The 22,977-nt window shown below is 59.0% G+C and carries 25 protein-coding genes; 14 read left to right on the top strand and 11 right to left on the bottom strand.

Annotated features, from left to right (window positions below):
• Positions 1-56: 56 nt before the first annotated feature.
• A complete protein-coding gene (gene gcvA / locus KSS97_RS11580; protein WP_217861683.1) occupies positions 57-962 on the bottom strand; it encodes a transcriptional regulator GcvA in 906 nt (301 codons plus the stop codon).
• A 184-nt stretch (positions 963-1,146) separates the two neighbouring features.
• On the opposite strand from gcvA, the gene KSS97_RS11575 reads away from it, so the two are divergent.
• On the top strand, positions 1,147-3,324 hold the full coding sequence (locus KSS97_RS11575; protein WP_217861682.1) for a TonB-dependent siderophore receptor: 2,178 nt from the start codon (positions 1,147-1,149) through the stop codon (positions 3,322-3,324).
• A 126-nt stretch (positions 3,325-3,450) separates the two neighbouring features.
• On the opposite strand, the gene KSS97_RS11570 is transcribed toward KSS97_RS11575, so the two are convergent.
• The 5 genes from KSS97_RS11570 to KSS97_RS11550 all read right to left on the bottom strand — a co-directional run bounded on the left by KSS97_RS11570 (position 3,451) and on the right by KSS97_RS11550 (position 5,970).
• Positions 3,451-3,705, bottom strand: a complete 255-nt coding sequence (locus KSS97_RS11570) for a colicin E3-like toxin immunity protein (protein WP_217861681.1) — start codon at positions 3,703-3,705, stop codon at positions 3,451-3,453.
• A 21-nt stretch (positions 3,706-3,726) separates the two neighbouring features.
• Positions 3,727-3,978 carry a pyocin S6 family toxin immunity protein gene (locus tag KSS97_RS11565; protein WP_217861680.1) on the bottom strand — a complete coding sequence of 84 codons (252 nt, stop codon included), beginning with the start codon at positions 3,976-3,978 and terminating at the stop codon, positions 3,727-3,729.
• Between the two features lie 51 nt (positions 3,979-4,029).
• Entirely contained in the window at positions 4,030-4,401 is a 372-nt protein-coding gene (locus tag KSS97_RS11560; RefSeq protein WP_217861679.1) for a colicin E3-like toxin immunity protein, read from the bottom strand.
• A gap of 163 nt (positions 4,402-4,564) precedes the next feature.
• On the bottom strand, positions 4,565-4,792 hold the full coding sequence (locus KSS97_RS11555; RefSeq protein ID WP_030142266.1) for a hypothetical protein: 228 nt from the start codon (positions 4,790-4,792) through the stop codon (positions 4,565-4,567).
• Positions 4,789-5,970 (bottom strand): S-type pyocin domain-containing protein, encoded by a 1,182-nt coding sequence (locus KSS97_RS11550; RefSeq protein ID WP_225936097.1) that lies wholly within the window; start codon positions 5,968-5,970, stop codon positions 4,789-4,791. Before KSS97_RS11550 ends, KSS97_RS11555 begins: the two co-directional genes overlap by 4 nt.
• Before the next feature lie 220 nt (positions 5,971-6,190).
• Between KSS97_RS11550 and KSS97_RS11545 the strand changes: the two genes are divergently transcribed.
• The 3 genes from KSS97_RS11545 (at position 6,191) to KSS97_RS11535 (ending at position 8,943) form a co-directional block, all read left to right on the top strand.
• Complete coding sequence (locus KSS97_RS11545) at positions 6,191-7,363, top strand: hypothetical protein (protein ID WP_217861678.1); 1,173 nt, start codon at positions 6,191-6,193, stop codon at positions 7,361-7,363.
• 201 nt (positions 7,364-7,564) lie between these two features.
• Positions 7,565-8,500 carry a hypothetical protein gene (locus KSS97_RS11540; protein WP_217861677.1) on the top strand — a complete coding sequence of 312 codons (936 nt, stop codon included), beginning with the start codon at positions 7,565-7,567 and terminating at the stop codon, positions 8,498-8,500.
• Positions 8,501-8,550: 50 nt separating this feature from the next.
• A complete protein-coding gene (locus KSS97_RS11535; RefSeq protein ID WP_217861676.1) occupies positions 8,551-8,943 on the top strand; it encodes a VOC family protein in 393 nt (130 codons plus the stop codon).
• Here KSS97_RS11535 and KSS97_RS11530 read toward each other — a convergent pair.
• Entirely contained in the window at positions 8,928-9,680 is a 753-nt protein-coding gene (locus KSS97_RS11530) for a gamma-glutamyl-gamma-aminobutyrate hydrolase family protein (RefSeq protein WP_217861675.1), read from the bottom strand. The two genes, KSS97_RS11535 and KSS97_RS11530, sit on opposite strands and share 16 nt — an antisense overlap.
• Before the next feature lie 145 nt (positions 9,681-9,825).
• Between KSS97_RS11530 and KSS97_RS11525 the strand changes: the two genes are divergently transcribed.
• The gene (locus KSS97_RS11525; protein WP_217861674.1) at positions 9,826-11,592 is read left to right on the top strand and encodes a S8/S53 family peptidase; all 1,767 of its coding nucleotides are present in this window, start codon (positions 9,826-9,828) and stop codon (positions 11,590-11,592) included.
• Between the two features lie 52 nt (positions 11,593-11,644).
• On the opposite strand, the gene KSS97_RS11520 is transcribed toward KSS97_RS11525, so the two are convergent.
• The gene (locus tag KSS97_RS11520) at positions 11,645-13,006 is read right to left on the bottom strand and encodes a purine-cytosine permease family protein (protein WP_030142273.1); all 1,362 of its coding nucleotides are present in this window, start codon (positions 13,004-13,006) and stop codon (positions 11,645-11,647) included.
• Positions 13,007-13,021: 15 nt separating this feature from the next.
• Entirely contained in the window at positions 13,022-13,696 is a 675-nt protein-coding gene (locus KSS97_RS11515; protein ID WP_217861673.1) for a cysteine hydrolase family protein, read from the bottom strand.
• A 602-nt stretch (positions 13,697-14,298) separates the two neighbouring features.
• Here KSS97_RS11515 and KSS97_RS11510 point away from each other — a divergent pair.
• The 6 genes from KSS97_RS11510 to KSS97_RS11485 all read left to right on the top strand — a co-directional run bounded on the left by KSS97_RS11510 (position 14,299) and on the right by KSS97_RS11485 (position 18,044).
• Positions 14,299-14,760, top strand: a complete 462-nt coding sequence (locus KSS97_RS11510; protein WP_217861672.1) for a thiol-disulfide oxidoreductase DCC family protein — start codon at positions 14,299-14,301, stop codon at positions 14,758-14,760.
• 34 nt (positions 14,761-14,794) lie between these two features.
• Positions 14,795-14,956 (top strand): DUF2986 domain-containing protein, encoded by a 162-nt coding sequence (locus KSS97_RS11505; RefSeq protein WP_080628626.1) that lies wholly within the window; start codon positions 14,795-14,797, stop codon positions 14,954-14,956.
• Positions 14,957-15,022: 66 nt separating this feature from the next.
• On the top strand, positions 15,023-15,769 hold the full coding sequence (locus tag KSS97_RS11500) for a hypothetical protein (RefSeq protein ID WP_217861671.1): 747 nt from the start codon (positions 15,023-15,025) through the stop codon (positions 15,767-15,769).
• Complete coding sequence (locus KSS97_RS11495) at positions 15,770-16,576, top strand: DUF6630 family protein (RefSeq protein ID WP_217861670.1); 807 nt, start codon at positions 15,770-15,772, stop codon at positions 16,574-16,576.
• 57 nt (positions 16,577-16,633) lie between these two features.
• Positions 16,634-16,867: a hypothetical protein gene (locus tag KSS97_RS11490; protein WP_030142279.1), complete on the top strand. Its 234-nt coding sequence runs from the start codon at positions 16,634-16,636 to the stop codon at positions 16,865-16,867.
• Between the two features lie 223 nt (positions 16,868-17,090).
• Entirely contained in the window at positions 17,091-18,044 is a 954-nt protein-coding gene (locus KSS97_RS11485) for an alpha/beta fold hydrolase (RefSeq protein WP_030142280.1), read from the top strand.
• A 124-nt stretch (positions 18,045-18,168) separates the two neighbouring features.
• Here KSS97_RS11485 and KSS97_RS11480 read toward each other — a convergent pair whose 3' ends face one another.
• Together KSS97_RS11480 and KSS97_RS11475 are read right to left on the bottom strand one after the other, a co-directional pair.
• Complete coding sequence (locus KSS97_RS11480; RefSeq protein ID WP_217861669.1) at positions 18,169-18,576, bottom strand: ester cyclase; 408 nt, start codon at positions 18,574-18,576, stop codon at positions 18,169-18,171.
• Between the two features lie 55 nt (positions 18,577-18,631).
• A complete protein-coding gene (locus tag KSS97_RS11475; protein ID WP_030142287.1) occupies positions 18,632-19,252 on the bottom strand; it encodes a TetR/AcrR family transcriptional regulator in 621 nt (206 codons plus the stop codon).
• 501 nt (positions 19,253-19,753) lie between these two features.
• Here KSS97_RS11475 and KSS97_RS11470 point away from each other — a divergent pair.
• The 3 genes from KSS97_RS11470 to KSS97_RS11460 all read left to right on the top strand — a co-directional run bounded on the left by KSS97_RS11470 (position 19,754) and on the right by KSS97_RS11460 (position 22,935).
• A complete protein-coding gene (locus KSS97_RS11470) occupies positions 19,754-20,983 on the top strand; it encodes an OprD family porin (protein ID WP_407684496.1) in 1,230 nt (409 codons plus the stop codon).
• Between the two features lie 181 nt (positions 20,984-21,164).
• A complete protein-coding gene (locus KSS97_RS11465; protein WP_198797975.1) occupies positions 21,165-21,986 on the top strand; it encodes an NAD-dependent epimerase/dehydratase family protein in 822 nt (273 codons plus the stop codon).
• A 43-nt stretch (positions 21,987-22,029) separates the two neighbouring features.
• Positions 22,030-22,935 (top strand): SMP-30/gluconolactonase/LRE family protein, encoded by a 906-nt coding sequence (locus tag KSS97_RS11460; RefSeq protein ID WP_217861667.1) that lies wholly within the window; start codon positions 22,030-22,032, stop codon positions 22,933-22,935.
• Positions 22,936-22,977 lie beyond the last annotated feature (42 nt).

Raw genomic sequence — 22,977 nt, 5'->3', positions numbered from 1 at the left:
CAGCGCCCGGACTACAGCGAAGTCTCCTCATCGGACCATGAGCAGACCTTCATGCTTCACTCATAGATTCGTTGGACTTTCAGCGCCTCGCTGATCAGCCATTGGCGAAAGCTGACGATGTGCGGCTGCGATTCGATGCCCTTGGGGCAGACGAAATAGTAAGCAAGCGGCGATGGGAACGGCACATCGAACAACCGCACCAGGCGGCCGTCGCTGATTTCGTTTTCAACATGCCCGCTGCGCACCAACGCGACGCCTTGGCCCAGCAGCGCGGCTTCGACCGTCATGTTGGTGTCACCAAACCGCACGCTTTCCTTGAGCGGCAAGAACGCCAGCCCGACCTGTTGGAACCAGGCCTCCCACTTCGGCACCAGCTCGGCGCCATCCCGGGTCAGCAGCGGGAAATGCAACAAATCGGCAGGGCCGTAGGGCGTGCCGAAGCGTTGCAGCAGATCGGGGCTGGCCACCGGAAACACCTGCTCGCCAAACAGGAACTCCGAATACAGGCCAGGATAGATGCCCTTGCCGAGCCGGATCGCGACATCGGCCTGGCCGTTGGAAAAGTGGATGACCTTGTCCGTGGTGTCCAGCGAGACCAACAGCTCGGGATGCTGGCGAGAGAGCATTGGCAAGCGTGGCAGCAACCACTTCAGCGCGAAGGAATACGTGGTGCTGACGCTGAGTCGGACCCGGCCTTTCTGCTCGCGCAAATCGCTCAACGTCGCCTCCAGGCTCATGATGAACTCCCGCACGATGGGCGCCAGCGCAGCCCCCGCCGCCGTCAGGCTCAATGACTTGCCACGCTCGAACAACTGCAATCCCCAAAGCGCCTCGAGATGCTTGAGCTGATGACTGATCGCGCTTTGGGTGACGTGCAATTCATCCGCAGCCGCAGTGAACGTCGGGTGCCGGCTGGCGACTTCAAAGGCCCGCAATGTGGCCGTTGGCGGCAGATCTCTCATGTATACGGTTCCGGGGAGTTGTGTGAAAAAACACGGAGCATGAACGTCGGCTCATGATAGAGGATTCGCAGCGCACAGCTCTACGTCGGCAATTCCAGCCAACGCAGGCTTTATCGTTCAGAAAAATCCTGAGACACTTGAATGCTAATCGTTCTCACAATCATTAGCATCTCAGGACCGACTCATGTCGACTTGCACCACCACCCCGCGTTATTTCACCCCTACCCGTGATCTCCTAACCATGGCGATCTGCATGGCTTCCCTGGCTCCCGCCTACGCCGATGACAACAGCGCCGCCGCCCAGAACACCCCACCGGCCACGCTGGAACTGGGCGCGACCGAAGTCACGAGCAACCAACTCTGGAGTACAACGGAAGGCACCGAATCCTATACAACCGGTTCGATGTCGACGGCAACCAAGCTCCCGCTGACCATGCGTGAAACCCCGCAAGCCGTTACGGTCATCACGCGTCAGCGCATGGACGACCAGGCGATGACCAGCATCAACGACGTGGTCAAGGCGACGCCCGGGTTGTTCCTGGATTTTTCCAGCGGCCCTGGCCGGCAGACCTACAAGGCGCGCGGGTTCGAAATCGATAACCTGATGTATGACGGGATCCCGACCGGCTACAACGGTGTTTCGGTCGGCGCCCAGCCCAACCTGGCAATGTTTGATCGGGTCGAGATCGTGCGCGGTGCCACAGGCCTGGTGACCGGGGCAGGCAACCCGTCAGCCGCGATCAACATGGTCCGCAAGCGCCCACTGGCCGAACAGAAACTCACCCTGACCGGTACCGCCGGCAGCTGGGACGATTACGGTGGCGAGGTCGATGCGTCCAGCCCGCTCAACGACAGCGGCACCCTGCGTGGCCGGGTCGTGACCTCTTACCGCGACGCCAACAGTTTCATCAATGATGTCGAGGAAAATCACGGACTGTTCTATGCGGTCACCGAAGCAGACCTGAGCGAAGACACCACCTTGACCCTGGGTTTCTCCCATCAGAAGGACAAGACCAATTACTTCTGGGGTTCCTCGATGATCGGCCAGGACGGTCATCACCTCGACCTGCCGCGCTCTTACAATCCGGGAACGGATTGGGAGAACAAGGACCAGGAGATCAACACAGTATTTGCCGAAGTACGACATCGCTTGGCCAATGACTGGAACCTCCAACTCAACGCAAACTACTCAGAACAGAACGCCCTGTTCTCCGGCTCTTACCAATCGCGCTGGGTCAACAACACGCTGGCCCGCACGGTTTACCAGGCCGCTCATGACGAAAACCAGGCCGGCGTTGACGCCTTTGCCAGCGGCCCTTTCGAGGTATTCGGACGCACCCATGAACTGGTTGTGGGCGCGAGCAAGCGCATCTACGACGACACCACCCACAGCTACAACCCTTACGACACCAACTGGCCGATCAACGCCGGGAAACCGAACTTCGTCCATACGAACAACCAGCGCGAGGTGACCACCCAGGACGGCGTCTACCTCACCACACGCCTGAGCCTGGCCGACCCGCTGAAGCTGATCCTCGGCGGACGCCTGGACTGGTACGACTACGATAACCATGATGGCGAGGGCGACTACAAGGTCACTCGAAATGTCACCCGTTACGCCGGATTGATCTACGACCTGGACGACCAGTATTCGGTCTACGTCAGCTACAGCGACATCTTCACGCCGCAGAGAGCAAAGGATAGGTCCGGGTCCCCGGTCAAGCCGATCGTAGGTAAAAATTATGAAGTCGGGATCAAGGGCGAGTACTTTGATGGCGCGCTGAATGCGAGCCTGGCCCTGTTCCGCATCGACCAGGAAAATCGCGCCGTGGAGGTTGTCGTGCCCAACTGTCCGCAGGCAACCTGCAACGAGGCCTCAGGCGAGATTCGCAGCCAGGGGATCGACTTCGAATTGCAAGGCGCATTAACCGAAAACTGGCAGGTCGGCGGTGGTTATACCTACGCGCGAACCCACACCATCAAGGACGCCGCCAACCCACAGAACGTAAACAAGCAGTTCGACACTGACACGCCGGAACATCTTTTCAAGCTGACCACCCACTATCGCTTCCAAGGCCCGCTGGAAAAACTGCGCGTTGGCGGCAACGTCTCCTGGCAGAGCCGGATGTACAACGACATTCCGCTGGCCAACGGCAGCAAGTACCGCCTCGAACAGGGCAGCTATGCCGTCACGGACTTGATGGCCGGGTACAGGGTCAACCAGAACCTGGACCTGCAGGTCAACGCCAACAACATCTTTGACCGCCGCTACTATTCGTCTATCGCCAACTCTGCGAGTTATGGGGGGGATGCGTATGGCAATCCGCGGAATATGATGTTGACGGCCAAGTACAGTTTCTAGTTAAGGGCGGATTCTTTCTGGTCCTGAAACAGTTCGGATCTGTTTCAGGACTGCGCCTTTTGCGGCAGGCAGGCATGATCTAAGCGCTATTGCTTGAAAACACCTTTGAAAGACCTTACGCGGGGATCACCAACTGTCTCGATAGTCGAAGGCTATCTGATAGTCATAGCCACCCCAATCAATTGAGTGTTGAAAATGGGGTTGCAAGATCGCCACCCATTCCAAGACGACATTAAAGCCTCCGTTATTAATATTATTCTCGAATGGAAGACCTAAAGCCTCGACAACAGCGCCGTCGTCAACCAAATCCTCTGAATACTCCTCCCCCTCGAAAGACTCTGTTTTTTTGCCATACCACTCGAGTCGCAATTTGAGACCCATACGATTCCTTTTTGGTATTTTTCAGGCATCGACACAAGTTCCAATGTAGTACTCCAATCCCGCTGGGAACTCCATACCCAGCACCCGTCCTATTTCCCTTAGCTGCGCGTTTGTTATTTCTAGCTCTCCAGGGCCGACTTCGCCGAACGATTTCCCCTCGGTTATTTGGGCGAGCATTTCATTCTGCTCAGCATTTTTTATGTCCATTTCAAACTGCAATGAATCGTCATTTCTGTCGTCGGGATAAAAACCCGTTATTGAGAAGTAAGACACGGCACCCCACTGCCAGAAAAATACCCTTCGAAAGGACGAGCTGTCCCGCTGCTACCACGCTGATCGGTAACGAAATGATATCTGGTAATCAAACTGCTCAGGAGCGATTGAGTGATTGAAGAAGGGTTGAAGAAGCGGGATCCATTCTTCGAGCACATCAAAACCTCCGTCGTATATTCTTGGCTCGCTCCCCAATCCCAGCGCGGTAATTGCTGGTATATCGCCCCCCATATCCCTCGAATATTCCTTTCCCTCACCCAACTCGGTTCTCTTGTCATACCAATCCAATCTGATTTTCAAACCCGTCGAACCTTCACTTTTTAAGTTTACGATTTTTTGAATCGGTCCTACTTGAAGACCTGTCTCATGGCTGAATGAACCTAAGTGGCTTCCATCGCTTGCACGATACAACTCCACCTCCATGCCTAGAGCCCCACTTATAAACATTTCTACCTTTAGAGCTGTCAAAAATTCAACGGCGGGCTTGATTTTCTACCTTCGTTGCAGGCCAGGCGGGTTGGGTTTGCGTGCCGGTGATCGGGTCGCAAACTTTCTCATTCCTCGGATTTTTGTGATTCCCCCCAGGCTAGTTCCCGCTGGTGGTGAGATAAAGCACCAGGTTTCTTGGCAATATTATCGAGCAGGCGGCTTCCAATTCCTTAATTTGAGAAGCAGTCAGTTCATAGTCGTATAGTTGCTCCTCCCGTCCAGCCCAGTTCATTATGGTTGCCAATTCTTGGTCATTAATGACGAGCGCTGTTTCGTAAGAGGCGAAGTCATCGCCGTCAATGACGCCCATTATTTTGTGGTTCATGGTTCAATCCACCTCGTTGGGTTGGCTGGTTTCGTCTGGACACCTGTAATGTGGTTGAACTCACCCAGGTGTTTCCCTCGCTTGTCGTATTTTTCTACTGCGCCATGTTGAAAATCCCATTCATAAATATTGTTTTTATCCTTCCAGCGTGGACGCAGTCCTCCGCCTTTCATGCGAGTCTTGGGCGGGGCCCATTTTGCACTTGGGAACGCCGTTGGAAAGTCCGGTTTTGGGAAATACTTGAGATGAGCCGTGCTCAAAACCACATAAACCGGCCGAACCCCCGAATCCGCCGGAAACACCAGGATGAAATCCTTGTACTCCGGCGGATAGATCGGGTTGACGATGATGCTGTCCGCCACTGGCGTCGGTGGGTAGATCCAGATGTGTGGCGTTTGGGGCGCGGCTTCCAATGCGGGGATGCCGAGGGTGTCGGAGGGGTTGGAGGCTGGGGTCCAGATCAGTTCGATGCCGTCACCCAGGTCGGCGATGTATTGGTCGCCGCGAGGAGCGAGGTGGACGACGTCGACCATTTCCCAGCCGCGGTTCTGCCCGGTGTAGAAGCCGTAGCCCTTGATACTGCCGTCGGCCTGCTGCTCGATACTAAGGCGCATGCGGGTGCGGGCTTGTTTGAGGTGGCGTAGCTGCTCTTCGCTGTAAAGGGCGCTGTCGCCCAGGTTGGAGGGCCAGAGCAAGGCGACGATGCCGGTCAACAACGCCGCGCCGACCGTGCTAGTAGCGGCGCCAGCCGCCGGCACAGCGGAACCTCCCAGTGCGAGCCGGCCCCAGGCGACGGGTATTGCGCTTGAGCCGATTTGCTTGAGGGGAACGCTTCCCGAAGCGTCGGCGCTTCGGCCGCCGAGCCACGTCAGATCACCGTACTGTTTGACCAGGTCCGGCGGTACGAAGCCGTTGGGGTTGCTGTAGTCGATGATTCCGTTGGGCAGTTTGCAGCTCTTGGCAAACACGGAGCCGGTGATGACGAGAGGCTTTTTCTCCACCGTGGCCCAACGTTCGTTTTCATAGGCAGCCTGTCGGGCGAGCATGGCTTCATGGCCGCGCTGGAGGGTTTCGTAGTCCGCCAGCTCGCGGGACGTCATGTCCCTATAGGAGATGTTGTGCCCTTCGCCGGAACGTGGATTACGAACCTTGGGCAGGTCTTTTGGGCGTGTGGTCACAAGTCGCGAATCTCATCCTGAAAATCCAGGGCGGACGCTAACGCAGGGGATGTGAGTGGCGATGTAGGACGTTTCCTGAACCGGTCGCTCCGTTTTCATCGACCGATGTAGGGCCAAACTCGACGTGACAATTGAGCCCAGTTGAACCTTTCTGGCATGGAACACGACCATGAACTATTTTGGAGCCATCGGACGTTCATTTCAGAGGATGAAAACGAACATGAACAAGCTGACAAGCTATGACTCCATGGACGCGCTCAACGACAAGATACTCAGGTACTGCAACCCTATCGCAACAGTTGAGAGCACAGAAATCTTGCACTTCGATGCACGCGGGGGGGATCAGCTTGCCCTGTCTACCCAGGCCTACCCCTATACCTCCGTCGGCTCAATCGCCATCGTCAAATCCAATAACCAGATCGATGACCATGTGGTCAATCAGTACCAGAACAGATATGGGGCCAATATCGGCTCCACCCATCTTGCAACCCAGCTGATTCTTCTGGACTCAACCGACGAAGAACAAATCAAGCAAGCTATCAGGAGAGACGCCAGACACACGGGCCCCAAACATATCAATAAAGCGGTCTCGGCAGCGGTTGTATTCAATATCCAGGATTACTGGCTTGCAGAAAGGGTTCAGTGGTTCATGGAGAACAAAGAGGAAGCCCAACAGGGTTTTACCTCACGGGACATGCGCCAGATTCCACCCGCTGAATTCAATCGACGATTTAACGAAATCGTCGACCGCAACCGCGCCAACTTTGACCTTATGCGAAATGTCAAATCCTGGGTTTTTGGTTCCTTCGGCGCGAGCCAGCCTGGATGGGAGAGATTCGTTCACCATGATATCTACTCAGCCAGGCGTGTTAGAACGCATCTTAATAATTTGAATGATGCGGGCACTGCAGAAGCCCGCGGCGAGTACGCCGCAACCAAATACCTGCTGACTATTCAGGGTCAGGACTACCAGATGAAAATTGGCAAAGCCGCCTCAGGAAGGACCAACGGAATAGATCAGATCTGGATCCGTAGAAACATGTCAAGCGGGGCCGTCGAAGAGTATTTGATAATAGAATCAAAAGGCAGCCTGGGAGCTAAACTTACAAACACGCTCTATGGACAGCAAATGTCGCCCATGTGGATATTCAGGTGCCTGATTGGACTATTTAGCGACGACTACAGACTTGCCAGCTCCTCCACAGCTGACCAATATGCAAAGAGCACGCTGGTCGAGAAGATCCTGGATGCGTTGATAAACGACAAAGCGCCTGTCACGGGCTATATCTTTCAGACAATGACTGGCCTGAAGACCGGCGCCGAGTCCCTGGTCATCCAAAAACTAGGTAGATACAACCTGATCAACGCCTACCAGAAAGCGATGTCCACGTGAGGCTTTTTCGGGAGTCACCAACGCGTCGGTTTTGAGCCGATGTACTCCTTTGCAGGATAGCTGTGGCGACGTTGCCTACCCACACCCAATGTTCTACGTGATCCTCCGCATGAGGTATTCTCCGCTGCCCGGAACACGATCGTCGCCTGCGGCTTTGCGCAGCCCTTCGGCGTTCTCCAAGCGGCGCATCAGGAGCCCTGCATGCTGATCGGTTATCAATTCGAGCGCACCGCGCGCGATGACCTGCACATCCACTCGATCAATTGGGTGCAGAGCGGATTCGTATTGCTGGCAAGCGCGATGGCCTTGATCTTTCCTGGGGCGGCCGTGCTAGCAATCATGGAGACGGGCTCCTCGCCAGCAGGCATGGATCCGCTGTCCTCGCTCCTGCTCGTGCTCGGGCTGCTGCTGATTCCCGCCCTGGGCCTGGCGCTGCTGGTTTACACCGGCACCCGCGAGACCTTGCTGTTGTCGCGTCTCGACGGCGAAGGCAAGCGCCGCACCCAGAACTTTTTCGGACGCCGTGAGCGGGTGCATTCGGTGTTCAGGATCGACGCCGCCAAACACTTCGAACTGCGCCGCCACCCGGAGGCCAAGCCAGCCGCCACTCAACTGTGGCTGGTGATGCGCGATGGCATCACCCATCGCCTGACGAGCAGCAACGTTCCGATCGTACCGGGAAGCAAACGCACCGACCTATGGCTGCGTGAGATAAGCGACTACCTGCAAATACCAATGCCCAGCGAGGTAACGGTGGGTTCGGCACCCGTTGCGAAGGCCGCCTACCGGCCTGCTCCGACCCCGGCGAAAATCGCCAGGCAGCGCAAAGCAAAGGCGCCGACGCCTTCGGCGGAGACGACTGAGCAACTGGGCACACCCGCACGCGCCCTGCTCGCGCTGATTGGCGCGTTCCTGGCTGTGTTCGAGCTGACCCGCATCATCACGTTGGTGCCCTCGCTGTTTACCGGACGACTGCGCATTGGCATTTCCCGCCCGACAACCTTCTATTGGGCGGAGCAGCCGATGACCTTTTCATTCCACGTGCTTATCGGTATCGCCGAGCTGCTGGTCATCGGCGTGATCGCCTGGGGTTGTTTGCGCGTGGCGATCGAAGGACGGATGAAGGCCAATCCTTGAGGAGACGCTGCTATGGTGGAAACAGGCCTTCCCCTTTCCAGGATGAAAAGATGATTTCACATGTGTGCATCGGCGCGAACGATTTCCAGCGAGCGTTTGTGTTTTATCAAGAGGTCATGCAAGCGCTCGGCCTTGAACTCAAGTTCAAAGACCTTGAACGCCCCTGGGCGGGCTGGATGCACCCTGACAACCCACGTCCTCTTTTTGTAATTGGCAAACCCTATGACGGCGAACCGGCGACGTCCGGAAACGGGCAAATGATCGCCCTGCTGGCCTCCGATAGACAGGTCGTGCGTAACACTCATGCCCTGGCGCTGACCCTGGGTGGCCGCTGCGAAGGTCCTCCAGGCCTGCGCCCTGAATATCACCCGGATTATTACGGGGCCTACTTTCGGGACCCTGAAGGCAACAAGCTCTGCGTCTGTTGTCACGATCCGGCGTAACCCGCCCGCTCTCTGCACGCCTGCCCAAACGCCCGAAAAATCGCTCGATAATCCGCGTTCTCCATCACCTCCCACTCCGGATGCCATTGCACCCCCAGCGCAAAGGCCCGGCTGCCCTCCACCGAAAGGCCCTCCACCAACCCATCCTCCGCCACGGCCTCGACGCGCAAGCCCTGCCCCACCCGCGCGATGCCCTGGCCGTGGACGGAGTTGACTTCGATGACGTCCTTGAGCCCCAGCCGCGCCAACACGCCGCCCGGCCGCACCGTCAGGGCATGGTTGCGGGCGTATTGTTCCTGGACGGGTTCGTTGCTCGGCGGTTCATGTTCGGCGCCAGGGCCGTCGAGCTGTTGATGGAGCGAGCCGCCGAAGGCGACGTTCATTTCCTGGAACCCACGGCAGATACCGAGCACCGGCAGGCCCGCTTCGACCGCGGCGCGCCAGAGCGGCAGCGCCAGGTTGTCCCGGGCCGGGTCGTGCTCGGTGCCCGGCGGGCTGGGTGGACCACCGTAGTGATGGGGTTCGATATTGGACGGCGATCCGGTGAACAGCAGCCCGCCCAGGCCGGCAATGACGTGGGCAGGATCGATCAGCGCCGGGAACACCGGCAGGATCACCGGCAGCGCTTCGGCGGCGGTGGCGACCGCCTGGGCGTATTTGTCGTTGCTGAGCTGGACGGTGTGCGGGCCGATCTTGCCTGAGCAGGCGATGATTCCGATCATGGGTGGACGAGACATGGGACTCCCCTGTTCCTCAAACGCTTATGAATCGGATTGCGGTGCGGGTTCGGTTGTTCCATTTCGATGACGCTCGATAGGGACGCCTGAACGAAGCCATCGACGCAGCGGTCGGAACAGCAAACCCCAGCAAAGAACTCCACCCATGCGCTTACGATCCGCCGCCCTCGCCTCATTCCTGATCTGGACAGCCAGCACGACCGCCTCCGCGCAAGAACCGTTGCGCCTGGAAAGCCTGAAGCGCTGCGGCGACTTGCTCGAACGCCAGCGTCAGGAATGGTGCCTGACCGCACGTGGGCTGGGTGACGCAACGCCACAACTGCAACTGGGCGAGAAAACGATTCCTGCCCACAGCATCCAGCGTGAAGGACAAAGCCTGCGCTTGCGCCTGGACAGCGCCGATTACCACAGCGGTCCGCTCTGGCTGGCCGACGGCCCACGCCTGAGCAATGCCGTTTGGCTGACCATGGGCAACAGCCACGTGCTCGCCGCTGGGCCGAACGAGGTGGCGAAGAACATGGACGGCCTGACCACCTATGTGGATCTGGTCAGCGTGCTGATCGAGGAAAGTCACGATGGCCGCCAGGAGGCTGAGCGGCTTGCCGGCAAATATGGCGCGAAGGTGGTCGGCAGCATAGCGCCGCTGAACGTGTATCAACTGCGCCTACCGGCCAAGGATCTGGTGCATCGCGATGCGTTGGTGCTGCGCCTGGGCAGCGAGACCAGCGTCGATGCGGTGGTGATCGAGGAGTCAGGGGCGGAAGAGGCCGAGCAAGCGCCCGCCCAGCCTGACGAGCCGAAAAAACCGGCCCAGGACTCGGATGAGTGGGCGGCCAATCGCTTTCTCGACGCGGTGCATTACTACCAGCGGCGCATCCCCGGACAGCAGTCGCCGATCCGACCGCAACCAATGCGCATCGGCCTGATCGAGCGCGACGTGGATTTCGACACGGCGGATTTTGCCGATTACCTCGGCCCCTGCTCGGTGCCGCGCACCTGCGTCTACGCCCGCGATGCGGACAAGCCGGACAACCACGGCACGACCGTGGCCGGGATCCTCGCGGCGCGCTGGAACGAGGGCGGCAACAGCGGTTTTCTCCGGGGCCTGGACAAGGCCAGCGGTGGCTTCGAGATCATCGTCGAACGCAATTCCGACGCGGGGATCACCGCCAACATCGCCGCTTCGGTGAACCTCGTCGAGGACGGCGTGCGCGTGCTCAATTGGAGCTGGGGCATTCACCGCGTGGGGGCGAAAGATGTGAAAGGCGATGACGTGGATTCGCTGCTGCGTTCGGGCATCGCCATGGGCGGCTACGAAGAATTGCTGGAGGAATTTTTCCTGTGGCTGCGCAAGGAACATCCCGACGTGGTGGTGGTGAACTCCGCCGGCAACGGCTCGTCCTTTTCGGGCACCGACGAATACCGCCTGCCCTCCTCGTTCATCACCGAGCAGTTGCTGGTGGTCGGCGGGCACCAGCGCAACGAACGGGCCGGAGTCGCCGTCGACGACCCCGGCTACGCGGTCAAGCGCAGCTCCTCGAACATCGACATGCGCGTCGACATCACCGCGGCCGCCTGCACCCACGCCTCGACGGTCAATGCCGGCGAGGACGGTGCGGTGCATTGCGGCACGTCCTACGCCACGCCGATGGTCACGGGCCTGCTGGCGGCGATGCTGTCGATCAATCCAGAACTTCAGCCAGAACAGCTGCGCATGCTCCTGCGGCGCAGCGCCATGACCATCGGAGACAACCATGATTTCGAACGAATGGACGGCGAAGACCTCACCGCGCCCATCCTGCCGTCGGAGCGCAATTACCAGCTCAACGACAAGGATGTGGGCCGCTCGGCGCGGCTGGACATGCAGAAAGCCCTGGACCTGTCGGTGCAGAGTCGCAGTCGGGTACGCTGATGCTGCCTTGGGCGATCGATCCGTTCGACTCCCCAGGCATCATCGCTCGCCGTCAAGTCTCGACAGGCGCTGTCACTGCGCATCTATAGCGGCTCATCAAGCCGTAATAGGCACCGGCGGGAATCAGCAAGCCGACGACCCAGGCAAGATCGATCCCTTGCAAGGCACTGGCAACCGGACCGGTGTACAACGAGGTACTCATGAACGGGATTTCAAGCACGATGGTGATCAGGAATACACTGACCGCGATCCAGTTCACCCGACCATAGATACCGTCCGGTTCGAAGATGTCCGCGATCCGATAGACACCTTTGCGCAAGGCGTAGTAGTCCACGAGGTTGATCGCCGTCCACGGGATCAGGAAGTAGCTCATGAAGAAAATGAAGTTCAGGAAGAACTGCAAAAAGTCATTCTGGGCCAGCGTGCACAAACCGGTCGCGGCGGCGCAGATGACCAACATGAACCCCGCGCGTACAAGCGGCGTGACCTTGAGTTGCGCATAGGGCTCGACCACCGTCACGGTCGACATGAACGCGCCGTACAGGTTGAACACGTTGATCGCGACCTGCCCGTACAGCACGAAGCCGAACATCAACAACGTCCCTCCCCCCATGAGCCCGACCAGGTTCAAGCCAACATTATCCGAGAACCCGGCCACGCCCTTGGCCAGCATTGCGCCCAGCACCATCATCCAGCTGCCGCCGATGACCGTTCCCAAATAACTGTACCAAAACACCTGGCGGGTGGACGTGCGGGTTGGTAGGTAACGCGAGTAATCGGCAACGTAAGGCGCATAGGACAGTTGCCAAGTCACCGAAATGCTCACCGAGGCCAGGAAACTCACCAGGCTGAACCCTTGCGGTGTCCACTGTCCGGGTTCGATGGGCAACGCAAGGGACAGGACGGTGGCGAAACCGAAGACCGCGATGGACACCAGCGAAAGGATCTTCTGGAAACGATGGATGAACCGGTAGCCGACCAAGGCCACCAGGAAGCACACCACGCCGAGCAGGATGATGTTCACTTCGTTGCTGAACGGGCTTGCCGTCGCAACGGCCTGGGCCGCCAACAGCGTGTTGCTGACGAAAAAGCCCAGGTAGATCAACATCACGAACAGCAGCGGGACAATGGCGCCAAACACCCCGAATTGCGCGCGACTCTGGATCATCTGCGGAATGCCCAACCGCGGCCCTTGCGCGGAATGCGAGGCCATGAAGACCGCGCCGATCATGGAACCGACAAGGATCGAGAGCACGCTCCAGAACAGATTGAGGCCCAGGCTGATCGGCAATACGCCGGCGGCGACCGTGGTGATGTTGGCGTTGGCGCCAAACCATACGAAGAACAACGAGCGAGGCTCGCCATAGCGTTCGTCTTCGGGGATGAAATCAATGCTTCTGTTTTCAACTTTCATGGTTGTTCTCTCCGATTAGCGATCGTTGACGAGACGGCTTTCGAGATGCTTGATGGCTTCTACGAACGCTTCTGGCAGGAAGGCGAGATGGTCGGGCGTCGCGGTGCGGAGCGAGACCGCTGGCTGGTTTTGCCAACGTCGCAGCAACTGCTGCGCAGAGAAAATCTCCAGCCCGTAGATCCAGTTGGAAAGAATCAGCAACGACGAGTAGTGGGCGGCAGCGGTGGTCGCCGTGCAGGCGTCGGCCACGACAGTGACTTGGAAGTCGCGCTGATACGCATCGAACACGCTGGTCATGACGCACACATCGGTCAGCACGCCCATGACCACCAAGTGCTTGATGCCCCTGCGGCCGAGCATCTGGGCCAGCCGAGTGCCATGGAAAGCGCTGTAGCGATGCTTGTCGATCACGACATCGCCCGCCTGGGGCGCAAGCTCATCGAGAATCTCCACAGCGGCGGTGCCCGCCAGATAGGTGGTGGGCCGGCCCAGTTCATCGACCGGCTCACCCAGCATCAAGTCGCGGCCATGGGCATCATTGATATGCCGCGTGTAGAACAACGGAATGTTCAGGCTACGAGCGGCATCGATGACCGATGCGGCGTTCTTGATCACTTGCTCAAATCGCGGGAGCGCGAATTGATCTTCTTTTTGTAGATCGACCAGCAGGATTGCGGTTTCAGTGTTCATCAACGTTCTTCCGGGTGCAGCTTCCCCGGCAAGCGCAACAACAGCTTGCCAACGGCTCAGCGGATAAAGACAGGCGGCACGCCCGCTGGAGCAGGCATGGCACAGGACGCGTCAAACGCACGGGAAAGGGTCAGCTGACTATTTGCCAGAAACCGTTCTGCTTGGCGGCAACGCAAGCCGGAAGTCGTTGGAGAACAACGGGAGATGGCGAGACGGACCGACGAAGAAAGACCTTCATGGCGCCACTTGGCAACGCGCGAGCCGAACCACCTGCAGGGAACAGGTGGCGACCATGGGCGTTATCAAAGCGTGACGAGGGCCGGATCATTGGGGTGAGTCTCAAGGGAATCGCTACTTGAGGACTGCAAAAAATCGGCCAAATGAGCTGAAGGGATTGGAAAGCGGCAGATTAGAGCGGTATGGAAGAGGGTGCGATTTTCTGGCATTCGGAATACCATCAGACAATGATACAGAACGTAACACAGCAGTTACTCGCTTCCTGTCTCCCGCACTCAAATTGCCCACGGCGGTAGCCTTCAGAAGGCAAACACACCCTGACAGTCTGTATGATCCCAACCTAACCAAGTCCCAGGACCACTCGTATGCCAGCCTCAAGAACCCGACCTTCCCCCGCGCCGCTGCTCAAGCCAGGCGAAACGGTGGTCCTGTTCGACGGCGTGTGCAAGCTTTGCAACGGCTGGGCGAAGTTCCTGATACGCCATGATAGGCAGCGACGGGTGCGGCTGGCGGCGGTGCAATCGCCTGAAGGCCAGGCCTTGCTCGCATGGGCGGGTTTGCCAGTGAACCAGTTCGATACCATGGCGGTGATCCGCGACCAGCAACTGTGGGAGCGCTCGGACGCGTTTTTCGAAGTGGTTTCGCAATTGCCCGGTCGCTGGCACGCGGTGAATGTATTGCGCCTCTTGCCGCGCGCACTTCGAGACTGGGTCTACGATCACATTGCGCTGAATCGTTATCGACTGTTTGGCAAATACGACGTTTGCCTGCTGCCGAATGCGGATCATGAACAGCGTTTCTTGAAAATGCCGGCAACCGAGCGTTAAATCGCGTCTGCCTCTCAAACCCAAGTGGAACGACATGAACCGCCGCAAAAAAATCAACCAACTGCTCAAGGCCAACGCAAAGAAGGCCAGCGCCAAACTGGCCCCCAAGAGCAAGGACAAGTACATCAGCAAAGCGGATCGATTGAAGATGGCGGCTGAAGCCGATCCGGACTTGACCGTTTCCACTGAGCAGTAACTCGCCTGCGATAGATCGTCAACGACCTGCCAGCCTCCCTCAAAAATGGACTTATCGGAGTCACCCGTGCAACGTCTTATCCTTGGTATCACCTTCCTGGCATTGGCCGCTTGCGCCAGCCAACAGACGCAGACAAAACCTGTCAATACGCCGACATTCAAGTTCCGCACCGTACCGATGAGGGCCGATGGTAACCCGGTCATCAACCCGGACGTCTTGAAAACCATCGAGCAACTCGACATGCCCGCGCCGATCAAGACGCTGACCTACATGGAACTGGCCGGCACCGTCAACTTCCCCAAGGAAAGCAGGCCGGAACGTACCGAATACTTTCTGTCCACTGACCCGGACACCCGTCAGTTGCGCTTCATTCACAAAAGCGAACACCTCAACGGTCGCAAGATCACCTGGCGTGGCCTGTTGATGCTTTCCGGCGTGGAACAGGCCACGATGTCGAGAAACACCGTGGTCATCGACAGCTTGAGCTTTCGTGGCGATTGGCGACACATGCCGGTCGGCAGCGAACTGGGTTACACCCGACAAGGCAGTAACACCAGCAGCCTCATCGGCACTTTGGGTACGGAGCCGAGAGTCTTCGACTGTCGCATCGACCGCGAATTGCCGGCCAAGCAACTGAACCCGGCCCTGAGCGGCCAGGCCAAGGCCATGAGTTGCCAGGAACAGCTTCCGAGTAAAAGACTCCTTCCCGCCAATCATTATTACTATTTGGTCGACTACGGGTTCTTCTACCACGCCAGTACCGACAAGCACGACGGGACTTCCATCGACATGCATGTACAGAGCGTGAAATAAATGCCCCTGAACGCCATCGATCCCCTGTCGCTGCAACGCATCATCACTGCCCACGGCACGCTCGAAGGCGCGGCTTATTTCGATGCCGAGGAAAGCCTCGTGCATGACCTCTTTGCTGACCGCATCGTCTTCCAGACCAGCTACCTGGACCACAGCAGCTACGAAGTGAGCGTCGCCGAGGGCGCTGTCCAGGTTCACAAGACGCGGCTGGACAACTATCACCGCGGCCATAAGGCGCAGGTGATCGATGACGACATGGATGAAGACGACTGGACGGAACTGGCCAGTCTTTGGCAGCGTTTGAGCCATGACCTGGACACCCAGGATCAGGGGCCTGGACCGGATCCGGCCGACACGCTGGCAGACCTGTTCGATTGCCTGTTCGACGAGGCGCTTGCCCAAGCGCTGATCGAAAACATGCCCGCCCCCAACGGTCAGTGGGACTGGGCCTGGACGCAACTGCGATCGGCACTGGCCGACGCCCATCGGTTGGCTGAGTTCGAATGGAAGGAGTGGGCGCTGTCAGGCGTCCACGCCATCAACGCCCTCGCCCCACTTCGGGAACTGGGCATCGAAGTCCCCACGCCTGACAGCAAAACCGTCGATGCGGTCAACCGCGCCAACGATTGGGAACGGGCGCTGCTGCAGTATTTCAATGCGCGACTGGAAACCCACGATTTGAAGCTGCTGGCCATCGGCACGCATTTCGACGAGTGCCAGGCGTTTGCCTGCCTGCCCATGAACGGCTTGGGCCTGGTCAATGCCATGGAAATCATGGGCAGGCTGGGCATCGTCTATAAATACTGAGCATCAGGTGCGGCGACGGTTCGCCGCTGGACAAACGTTTCCGAGCCTTGGTACGACATGAAGAATTGTGATCACTGCGGCACCCTGATTCTCGAGGACAACGGCGAGTGCCCCTTTTGCGCCGAAGCCATGAGTCACGCGGTGGAAACCTTCGCCCCGAGCGCCGGTCCGCCGAAGTGGCTGAAAGTCGTCAAGTGGCTGTTCATCGGTTTGCTGGCAGCGGTGCTCGTTGCCGTCGCTGCGGTCACCTGGATCCTCAACTCGCTGGGGCCTATGCCGTCGTTTGGTTGATTGCTCAAGCGAAAGATCTACAAAGATCGCAGGCTTCGCCAGCTCCTACAGGGCCGAACGGGGGCAAGCTTCGCCACGATCAAAAACGCTGGTATCCGATATCCCTATAGTTGTTATCGATGCCAGCGCCGTTCTCGTTGCGCTTCGCTCTCTCTAATCTGCCCACCAACGCGATCGACAACGATCCCGACAGATCAAACCGTCCCTTATGGAGAGAGAAACGATGAACACATTCAACCGCACCTTCGCTGTCGCCATCCTGGCCTTGGCCACCCTCGGCGCAGAAGCCGCTACCCCCGTCCAGGCCGGCGCCAGCGCCACCGCGGTCGGCAGCGTTGTGCAGTCCGCCAGCTACATCACCACCAAGGATGGCGTGCAGCTCTATTACAAGGATTGGGGCCCGCGCAACGGTCAGGTCGTCACCTTCAGCCACGGCTGGCCGCTGGACTCCGACAGCTGGGAAGGACAGATGATGTTTCTCGCCGCCAAGGGCTATCGCGTCATTGCCCACGACCGTCGCGGTCATGGCCGCTCCAGCCAGCCGTGGGAAGGCAACGACATGGATCACTACGCCGACGACCTGGCAGCGGTCATCGAGGCGCTGGACCTGAAGGACGTGACCTTGGTCGGGTTCTCGACAGGGGGCGGCGAAGTGGCTCGCTATATCGGTCGCCACGGCACCAGCCGGGTCAAGAAAGCCGTGCTGGTGTCCTCGGTCCCGCCGCTGATGCTCAAGACCGACACCAACCCTGGCGGCTTGCCGATTGCGGTGTTCGACGGATTGCGCAAAGCCTCTGAGGAAAACCGTTCGCAACTGTACCTGGACATCGCTTCCGGCCCGTTCTACGGCTACAACCGCAAGGGCGCCAAGCCGTCCCAGGGCTTGATCCAGTCGTTCTGGGCGCAAGGCATGCAGGGCGGCGCCAAGAACACCTATGACTCGATCGCGGCGTTCTCGGCGACCGACTTCCGCGGCGACCTGAAGAAGTTCGACGTGCCGACGCTGGTGATTCACGGCGACGACGACCAGATCGTGCCCATCGACGCCGCGGGCCGGGCCTCGGCAGCCTTGATCAAGGGCGCTCGATTGATCGTCTACCCTGGCGCGCCGCACGGCCTGACCGAGACGCACAAGGATCGCCTCAACCAGGACCTGCTGACGTTCCTCAAGGAATAAAAGCTCGATAGCTGAAGCCATCACTATGGGAGCGAGCCTGCTCGCGAAAGCAACCGAACCATTTACACATTCGCTGATGGCCACACCGCCTTCGCGAGCAGGCTCGCTCCCAAACGGTTTTCGCTCAAGGCCCTTCTTCGCAAGGGCCTTCGCGTTGCAGCGCAGCCTCCACCGCTGCCTTGTCGATCACCGACCACACCCGAACGATTTTTCCGCCTTCGAAGGTATAAAACACGTTCTCGGAAAATCGAATCCGCCGGCCGTGGGTCTCCAGCCCCAGGAATCGTCCTCGGGGCGAGCAATCGAACAGCAAGCGACTCGCGACATTCGGCGGTTCGACGACCAACAAATCGATATTGAAACGCAAGTCGGTGATGGTGCTCACATCGTTTTCCAGCATCGCCCGATAGCCTGCCAGCCCCACCGGTTTGCCGTTGTATTGCACGTTGTCGTCGACGAAGCTGCCCAGGTCCTGCCAGCGACGAGCGTTCAGGCAGGCGATGTAGTTGCGGTATTGCTCGGCCAGGTCCATATCGAGAGCCTCCGTGGTTGAGGTTGACCCCGCTCGACAGTCAATGACAAAGCCCTCAAGGCTGCAACCCTATCCCCCGCAAGATCACGCTGGTGACCGTCTGCACCGCCCGTTCGAATTGCATGTCGGACAGCGGCTGGTGGTCGTTGAGGATGTTGATCTGATGGTCGAAGTCGGCGTAGTGCTGGGTCGACGCCCAGATCATGTAGAGCAGGCTGGACGGTTCCACCGGCAGGATGCGTTTGTCTTCCACCCACTGGCGGATCTTCGCTTCCTTCATCTTGGCCCAGTCGTAGAGGCTGGCATCCAGCGCTTGCCCCAGGGTCGGCGCACCGTGGATCACTTCGTTGGCCCAGATCTTCGAGCCATGGGGCCGACTGCGGGAGTGGTTCATCTTGGCGCGGATATAGCTGCTGAGCACGACACGTGGGTCGTCGAACATCTCGAAGCACAAGGCATCCTGCTTCCAGACGTCCAGCAAGTCGAACAGCACGGCGCTGTACAACTCGTTCTTGGTGCTGAAGTAGTAGTGCAGATTGGACCGTGGCAATTGCGCTTCAGCGGCGATGTCCGCCATGGCGGTACTGCCGAAGCCCTTTTCGGCGAAGACCTTCTCGGCGGCCAACAGAATTTTTTCGACGTTACTGCGACGAATCTCGATCTTGTGATTGCCCATGAGGGCTCCCTGGCGACAGCGTTGGCCAAGACTAGCATTCACCTACATTGAAAGAACACCGAGGGGATTCGTGGCCAGGGAGCTTGCTCCCGCTCGGCTGCATAGTTCCTACAAAATCCAGCGGGAGCAAGCTCCCTCGCCACGAAGGACATTGTCCATCCCAACCATTCGACTAATGTCTTAGACCGGTCATCGCACAACCTAGCCCTGCGCCCCGCCATTTGCCAACACGCGAATGGCGCGGCGCAACGGCCTCCGGTCTGGATTCCGCAGACCGATAACCTTTGATACGCCTCATTTTGAAGCACTCTCGACTTGGATAATTCCGATAATGGCCAGTTGACAACGGACAGCGACCAACAAATAATCTCCGGCATGTTGTACGACGACGTATGACAAATAAAAACAACAAAAAGTAGGAGCGCCAGAGTGAGCACACGTGCCCGTTTTCCGTCCAATACCCGTTCCAGCCGCCGTACCCTTCTCCGTTCCACACCTGTATTGACCTTGCTCGGCTGCACCAGCCTGGCGGCATTCCTGCCGTTGACGGCCAGTGCCGCAGGCTTCGTCGATGATGCCAAGGCCACGCTGAACCTGCGCAACGCCTACTTCAACCGCAACTTCACCAACGACAACGCCGCCCAAGGCAAAGCCGAAGAATGGACCCAGAGCTTCATCCTCGACGCGAAGTCCGGCTTCACCCAAGGCGTGGTCGGTTTCGGCGTGGACGTGCTGGGGACCTACTCGATCAAGCTCGACGGTGGTCGAGGCACGACGGGCACCCAGTTGTTGCCGGTGCACGACGATGGCCGCCCCGCCGATGACTTCGGTCGCCTGGGCGTCGCCCTGAAGGCCAAGGTCTCGAAGACCGAACTGAAGGTCGGCGAGTGGATGCCGGTGCTGCCGATCCTGCGCTCCGACGACGGTCGTTCCCTGCCCCAGACTTTCCGTGGCGGCCAGGTCACTTCGACCGAAATCAACGGCCTGAGCCTCTACGGCGGCCAGTTCCGCGCCAACAGCCCGCGCAACGACGCGAGCATGGAAGACATGTCGATGAACGGCCGTGGCGCCTTCACCTCCGACCGTTTCAACTTCGGCGGCGGTGAATACGCCTTCAACGAAAAACGCACCCAGGTCGGCGTCTGGTACGCGGAACTGTCCGACATCTACCAGCAGCAGTATTTCAACCTGACCCACAGCCAGCCGATCGGCGACTGGACCCTGGGCGCCAACCTTGGTTACTTCACCGGCAAGGAAGACGGCAGCGCGCTGGCCGGCGACCTCGACAACAAAACCGCGTTCGCCATGCTTTCCGCCAAATACGGCGGCAACACCTTCTACGTCGGCCTGCAGAAAGTCGGCGGCGACGATGCCTGGATGCGCGTCAACGGCACCAGCGGCGGCACCCTGGCGAACGACAGCTACAACTCCAGCTACGACAACGCCAAGGAAAAATCCTGGCAAGTGCGCCATGACTTCAACTTCGCTGCTGTCGGCGTGCCGGGCCTGACCCTGATGAACCGCTACATCAGCGGTGACAACGTGCACACCGCCACCGTCGATGACGGCAAGGAATGGGGCCGTGAAACCGAACTGGCCTACACCGTGCAGAGCGGTGCGTTGAAAAGTCTCAACGTGAAATGGCGTAACGCATCGATTCGTCGCGACTTCAGCACCAACGAATTCGACGAGAACCGCATCTTCATCAGCTATCCGATCTCGCTCCTGTAACACCCCATGGAACCCTTGCCATGTGCGCCTGCCAGCGCCATGGCGAGCCCGGCAAGGATGCCGACCTAGAGCGGTTCGTCGATCAAACGTTGACAAGGTAGCGGAAGGATAAGGATATTCCCTCTCGGTCGTACGACAACTTATAACAACTGTACCTCTCACTGTTTGCTCAGGTAATGCCATGACCACGACACAGATTCGCCACCCCTTCAATCGCCTGCTCTTGACCGGCGCCGCCGGCGGCCTTGGCAAAGTCTTGCGCGAACGCCTCAAGCCTTATGCCCGTCACATTCGCCTGTCGGACATCGCGAACATGGCGCCGGCCATCGACGAAAGCGAGGAAGTGGTGCCGTGCGACCTGGCTGATAAGCAGGCCGTGCATCAACTGGTTGAAGGTGTCGATGCCATCCTGCATTTCGGCGGGGTATCGGTTGAACGTCCATTCGAAGAAATTCTCGGGCCCAACATCAGCGGCGTGTTCCACATCTACGAAGCCGCTCGTAAGCACGGCGTCAAACGCGTGATCTTCGCCAGCTCCAACCACGTCATCGGTTTCTACAAACAGGACGAAACCCTCGACGCCCATTGCCTTCGTCGTCCGGATGGCAACTACGGCCTGTCCAAGTCCTACGGCGAAGACGTCGCCAATTTCTATTTCGATCGCTACGGCATCGAGACCGTGAGCATCCGCATCGGTTCGTCGTTCCCTGAACCGCAGAACCGCCGGATGATGAGCACCTGGCTGAGCTTCGACGATCTCACTCAACTGATCGAATGCTCGCTCTACACCCCGAAAGTCGGCCACACCATCGTCTACGGCGTCTCCGCCAACCGTGATGTCTGGTGGGACAACAGCCACGCCGCGCACCTGGGCTACAAGCCCAAGGACACGTCGGAAATCTTCCGCGCCAAGGTCGAGGCGCAGCCAATGCCGGCCGCCGATGACCCGGCCATGATCTACCAGGGTGGCGCCTTTGTGGCGGCCGGCCCGTTCGACGACTGATTCGCCTGTTGTTCATGGGATACGAACCAACCAAGGAATCGCCATGCAAGCCGAATTGATTGTCGATGCACGCAACGCCGTCGGGGAAAGCCCGGTGTGGGTCCCCGAGGAAAACGCCCTGTATTGGGTGAACATCCCCAGCGGCGGCCTGCAACGCTGGAATGCCAGCAGCGGGAAAATCCAGGGCTGGGAAGCGCCCGAAATGCTCGCCTGTATCGCCCGTCACCAGGACGGCGGTTGGGTCGCGGGCATGGAGAGCGGTTTCTTCCGCCTGCACCCCCATGACGACGGCAGCCTGGACAGTGAACTCTGCGCCAGCGTCGAACACAGCCGCGCCGACATGCGCCTCAACGATGGCCGCTGCGATCGCCAGGGCCGTTTCTGGGCCGGCAGCATGGTGCTGAACATGGGCGCCAACGCCGACGAAGGCCGGATGTACCGTCATGAAGCCGGGCAACGCAGCCCGGTCGAGGCGCAACTGAGCGGTTTCATCGTGCCCAACGGCCTGGGCTTCAGCCCGGACGGACGGACGATGTACCTCTCTGATTCGCACCCGTTGATCCAGCAGATCTGGGCCTTCGACTACGACATCGACAGCGGCACCCCGTCCAACCGGCGGCTGTTCGTCGACATGATGCCCCTGGCCGGTCGCCCGGACGGCGCGGCGGTGGACGCCGACGGTTGCTATTGGATCTGCGCCAACGACGCCGGGCTGATTCACCGTTTCACCCCGGACGGACGTCTCGACCGCTCCCTGGAAGTACCGGTGAAAAAACCGACCATGTGCGCCTTTGGCGGCAGCCAGCTGGACACCCTTTTCGTGACCTCGATTCGTCCGGGTGACGACAACGATCCGCAATCCCTGGCCGGTGGCGTGTTCGCGCTGAACCCCGGCGTCAAGGGCCTGGCCGAACCTGCTTTCGGAGGACGGAAACACTCCGCGAGCTGATCTGCTTTGCCGCTTCACATCGATAGACATAAAAACAACAAC

Source organism: Pseudomonas alvandae (genome assembly GCF_019141525.1).
GTDB lineage: Bacteria > Pseudomonadota > Gammaproteobacteria > Pseudomonadales > Pseudomonadaceae > Aquipseudomonas > Aquipseudomonas alvandae.
This window is presented reverse-complemented; position numbering and strand designations above follow the sequence as displayed.

Excerpts from the sequence above, each read along its gene's own strand:
- KSS97_RS11535 (WP_217861676.1), top strand. The coding sequence starts at position 8,551 with ATGATTTCACATGTGTGCATCGGCGCGAACGATTTCCAGCGAGCGTTT.
- KSS97_RS11485 (WP_030142280.1), top strand. The coding sequence starts at position 17,091 with ATGAACACATTCAACCGCACCTTCGCTGTCGCCATCCTGGCCTTGGCC.
- KSS97_RS11540 (WP_217861677.1), top strand. The coding sequence starts at position 7,565 with ATGCTGATCGGTTATCAATTCGAGCGCACCGCGCGCGATGACCTGCAC.
- KSS97_RS11505 (WP_080628626.1), top strand. The coding sequence starts at position 14,795 with ATGAACCGCCGCAAAAAAATCAACCAACTGCTCAAGGCCAACGCAAAG.
- KSS97_RS11520 (WP_030142273.1), bottom strand. The coding sequence starts at position 13,006 with ATGAAAGTTGAAAACAGAAGCATTGATTTCATCCCCGAAGACGAACGC.
- KSS97_RS11495 (WP_217861670.1), top strand. The coding sequence starts at position 15,770 with ATGCCCCTGAACGCCATCGATCCCCTGTCGCTGCAACGCATCATCACT.
- KSS97_RS11560 (WP_217861679.1), bottom strand. The coding sequence starts at position 4,401 with ATGGAGGTGGAGTTGTATCGTGCAAGCGATGGAAGCCACTTAGGTTCA.
- gcvA (WP_217861683.1), bottom strand. The coding sequence starts at position 962 with ATGAGAGATCTGCCGCCAACGGCCACATTGCGGGCCTTTGAAGTCGCC.
- KSS97_RS11525 (WP_217861674.1), top strand. The coding sequence starts at position 9,826 with ATGCGCTTACGATCCGCCGCCCTCGCCTCATTCCTGATCTGGACAGCC.
- KSS97_RS11515 (WP_217861673.1), bottom strand. The coding sequence starts at position 13,696 with ATGAACACTGAAACCGCAATCCTGCTGGTCGATCTACAAAAAGAAGAT.
- KSS97_RS11545 (WP_217861678.1), top strand. The coding sequence starts at position 6,191 with ATGAACAAGCTGACAAGCTATGACTCCATGGACGCGCTCAACGACAAG.
- KSS97_RS11460 (WP_217861667.1), top strand. The coding sequence starts at position 22,030 with ATGCAAGCCGAATTGATTGTCGATGCACGCAACGCCGTCGGGGAAAGC.
- KSS97_RS11570 (WP_217861681.1), bottom strand. The coding sequence starts at position 3,705 with ATGGGTCTCAAATTGCGACTCGAGTGGTATGGCAAAAAAACAGAGTCT.
- KSS97_RS11530 (WP_217861675.1), bottom strand. The coding sequence starts at position 9,680 with ATGTCTCGTCCACCCATGATCGGAATCATCGCCTGCTCAGGCAAGATC.
- KSS97_RS11510 (WP_217861672.1), top strand. The coding sequence starts at position 14,299 with ATGCCAGCCTCAAGAACCCGACCTTCCCCCGCGCCGCTGCTCAAGCCA.
- KSS97_RS11475 (WP_030142287.1), bottom strand. The coding sequence starts at position 19,252 with ATGGGCAATCACAAGATCGAGATTCGTCGCAGTAACGTCGAAAAAATT.
- KSS97_RS11575 (WP_217861682.1), top strand. The coding sequence starts at position 1,147 with ATGTCGACTTGCACCACCACCCCGCGTTATTTCACCCCTACCCGTGAT.
- KSS97_RS11555 (WP_030142266.1), bottom strand. The coding sequence starts at position 4,792 with ATGAACCACAAAATAATGGGCGTCATTGACGGCGATGACTTCGCCTCT.
- KSS97_RS11490 (WP_030142279.1), top strand. The coding sequence starts at position 16,634 with ATGAAGAATTGTGATCACTGCGGCACCCTGATTCTCGAGGACAACGGC.
- KSS97_RS11480 (WP_217861669.1), bottom strand. The coding sequence starts at position 18,576 with ATGGACCTGGCCGAGCAATACCGCAACTACATCGCCTGCCTGAACGCT.
- KSS97_RS11465 (WP_198797975.1), top strand. The coding sequence starts at position 21,165 with ATGACCACGACACAGATTCGCCACCCCTTCAATCGCCTGCTCTTGACC.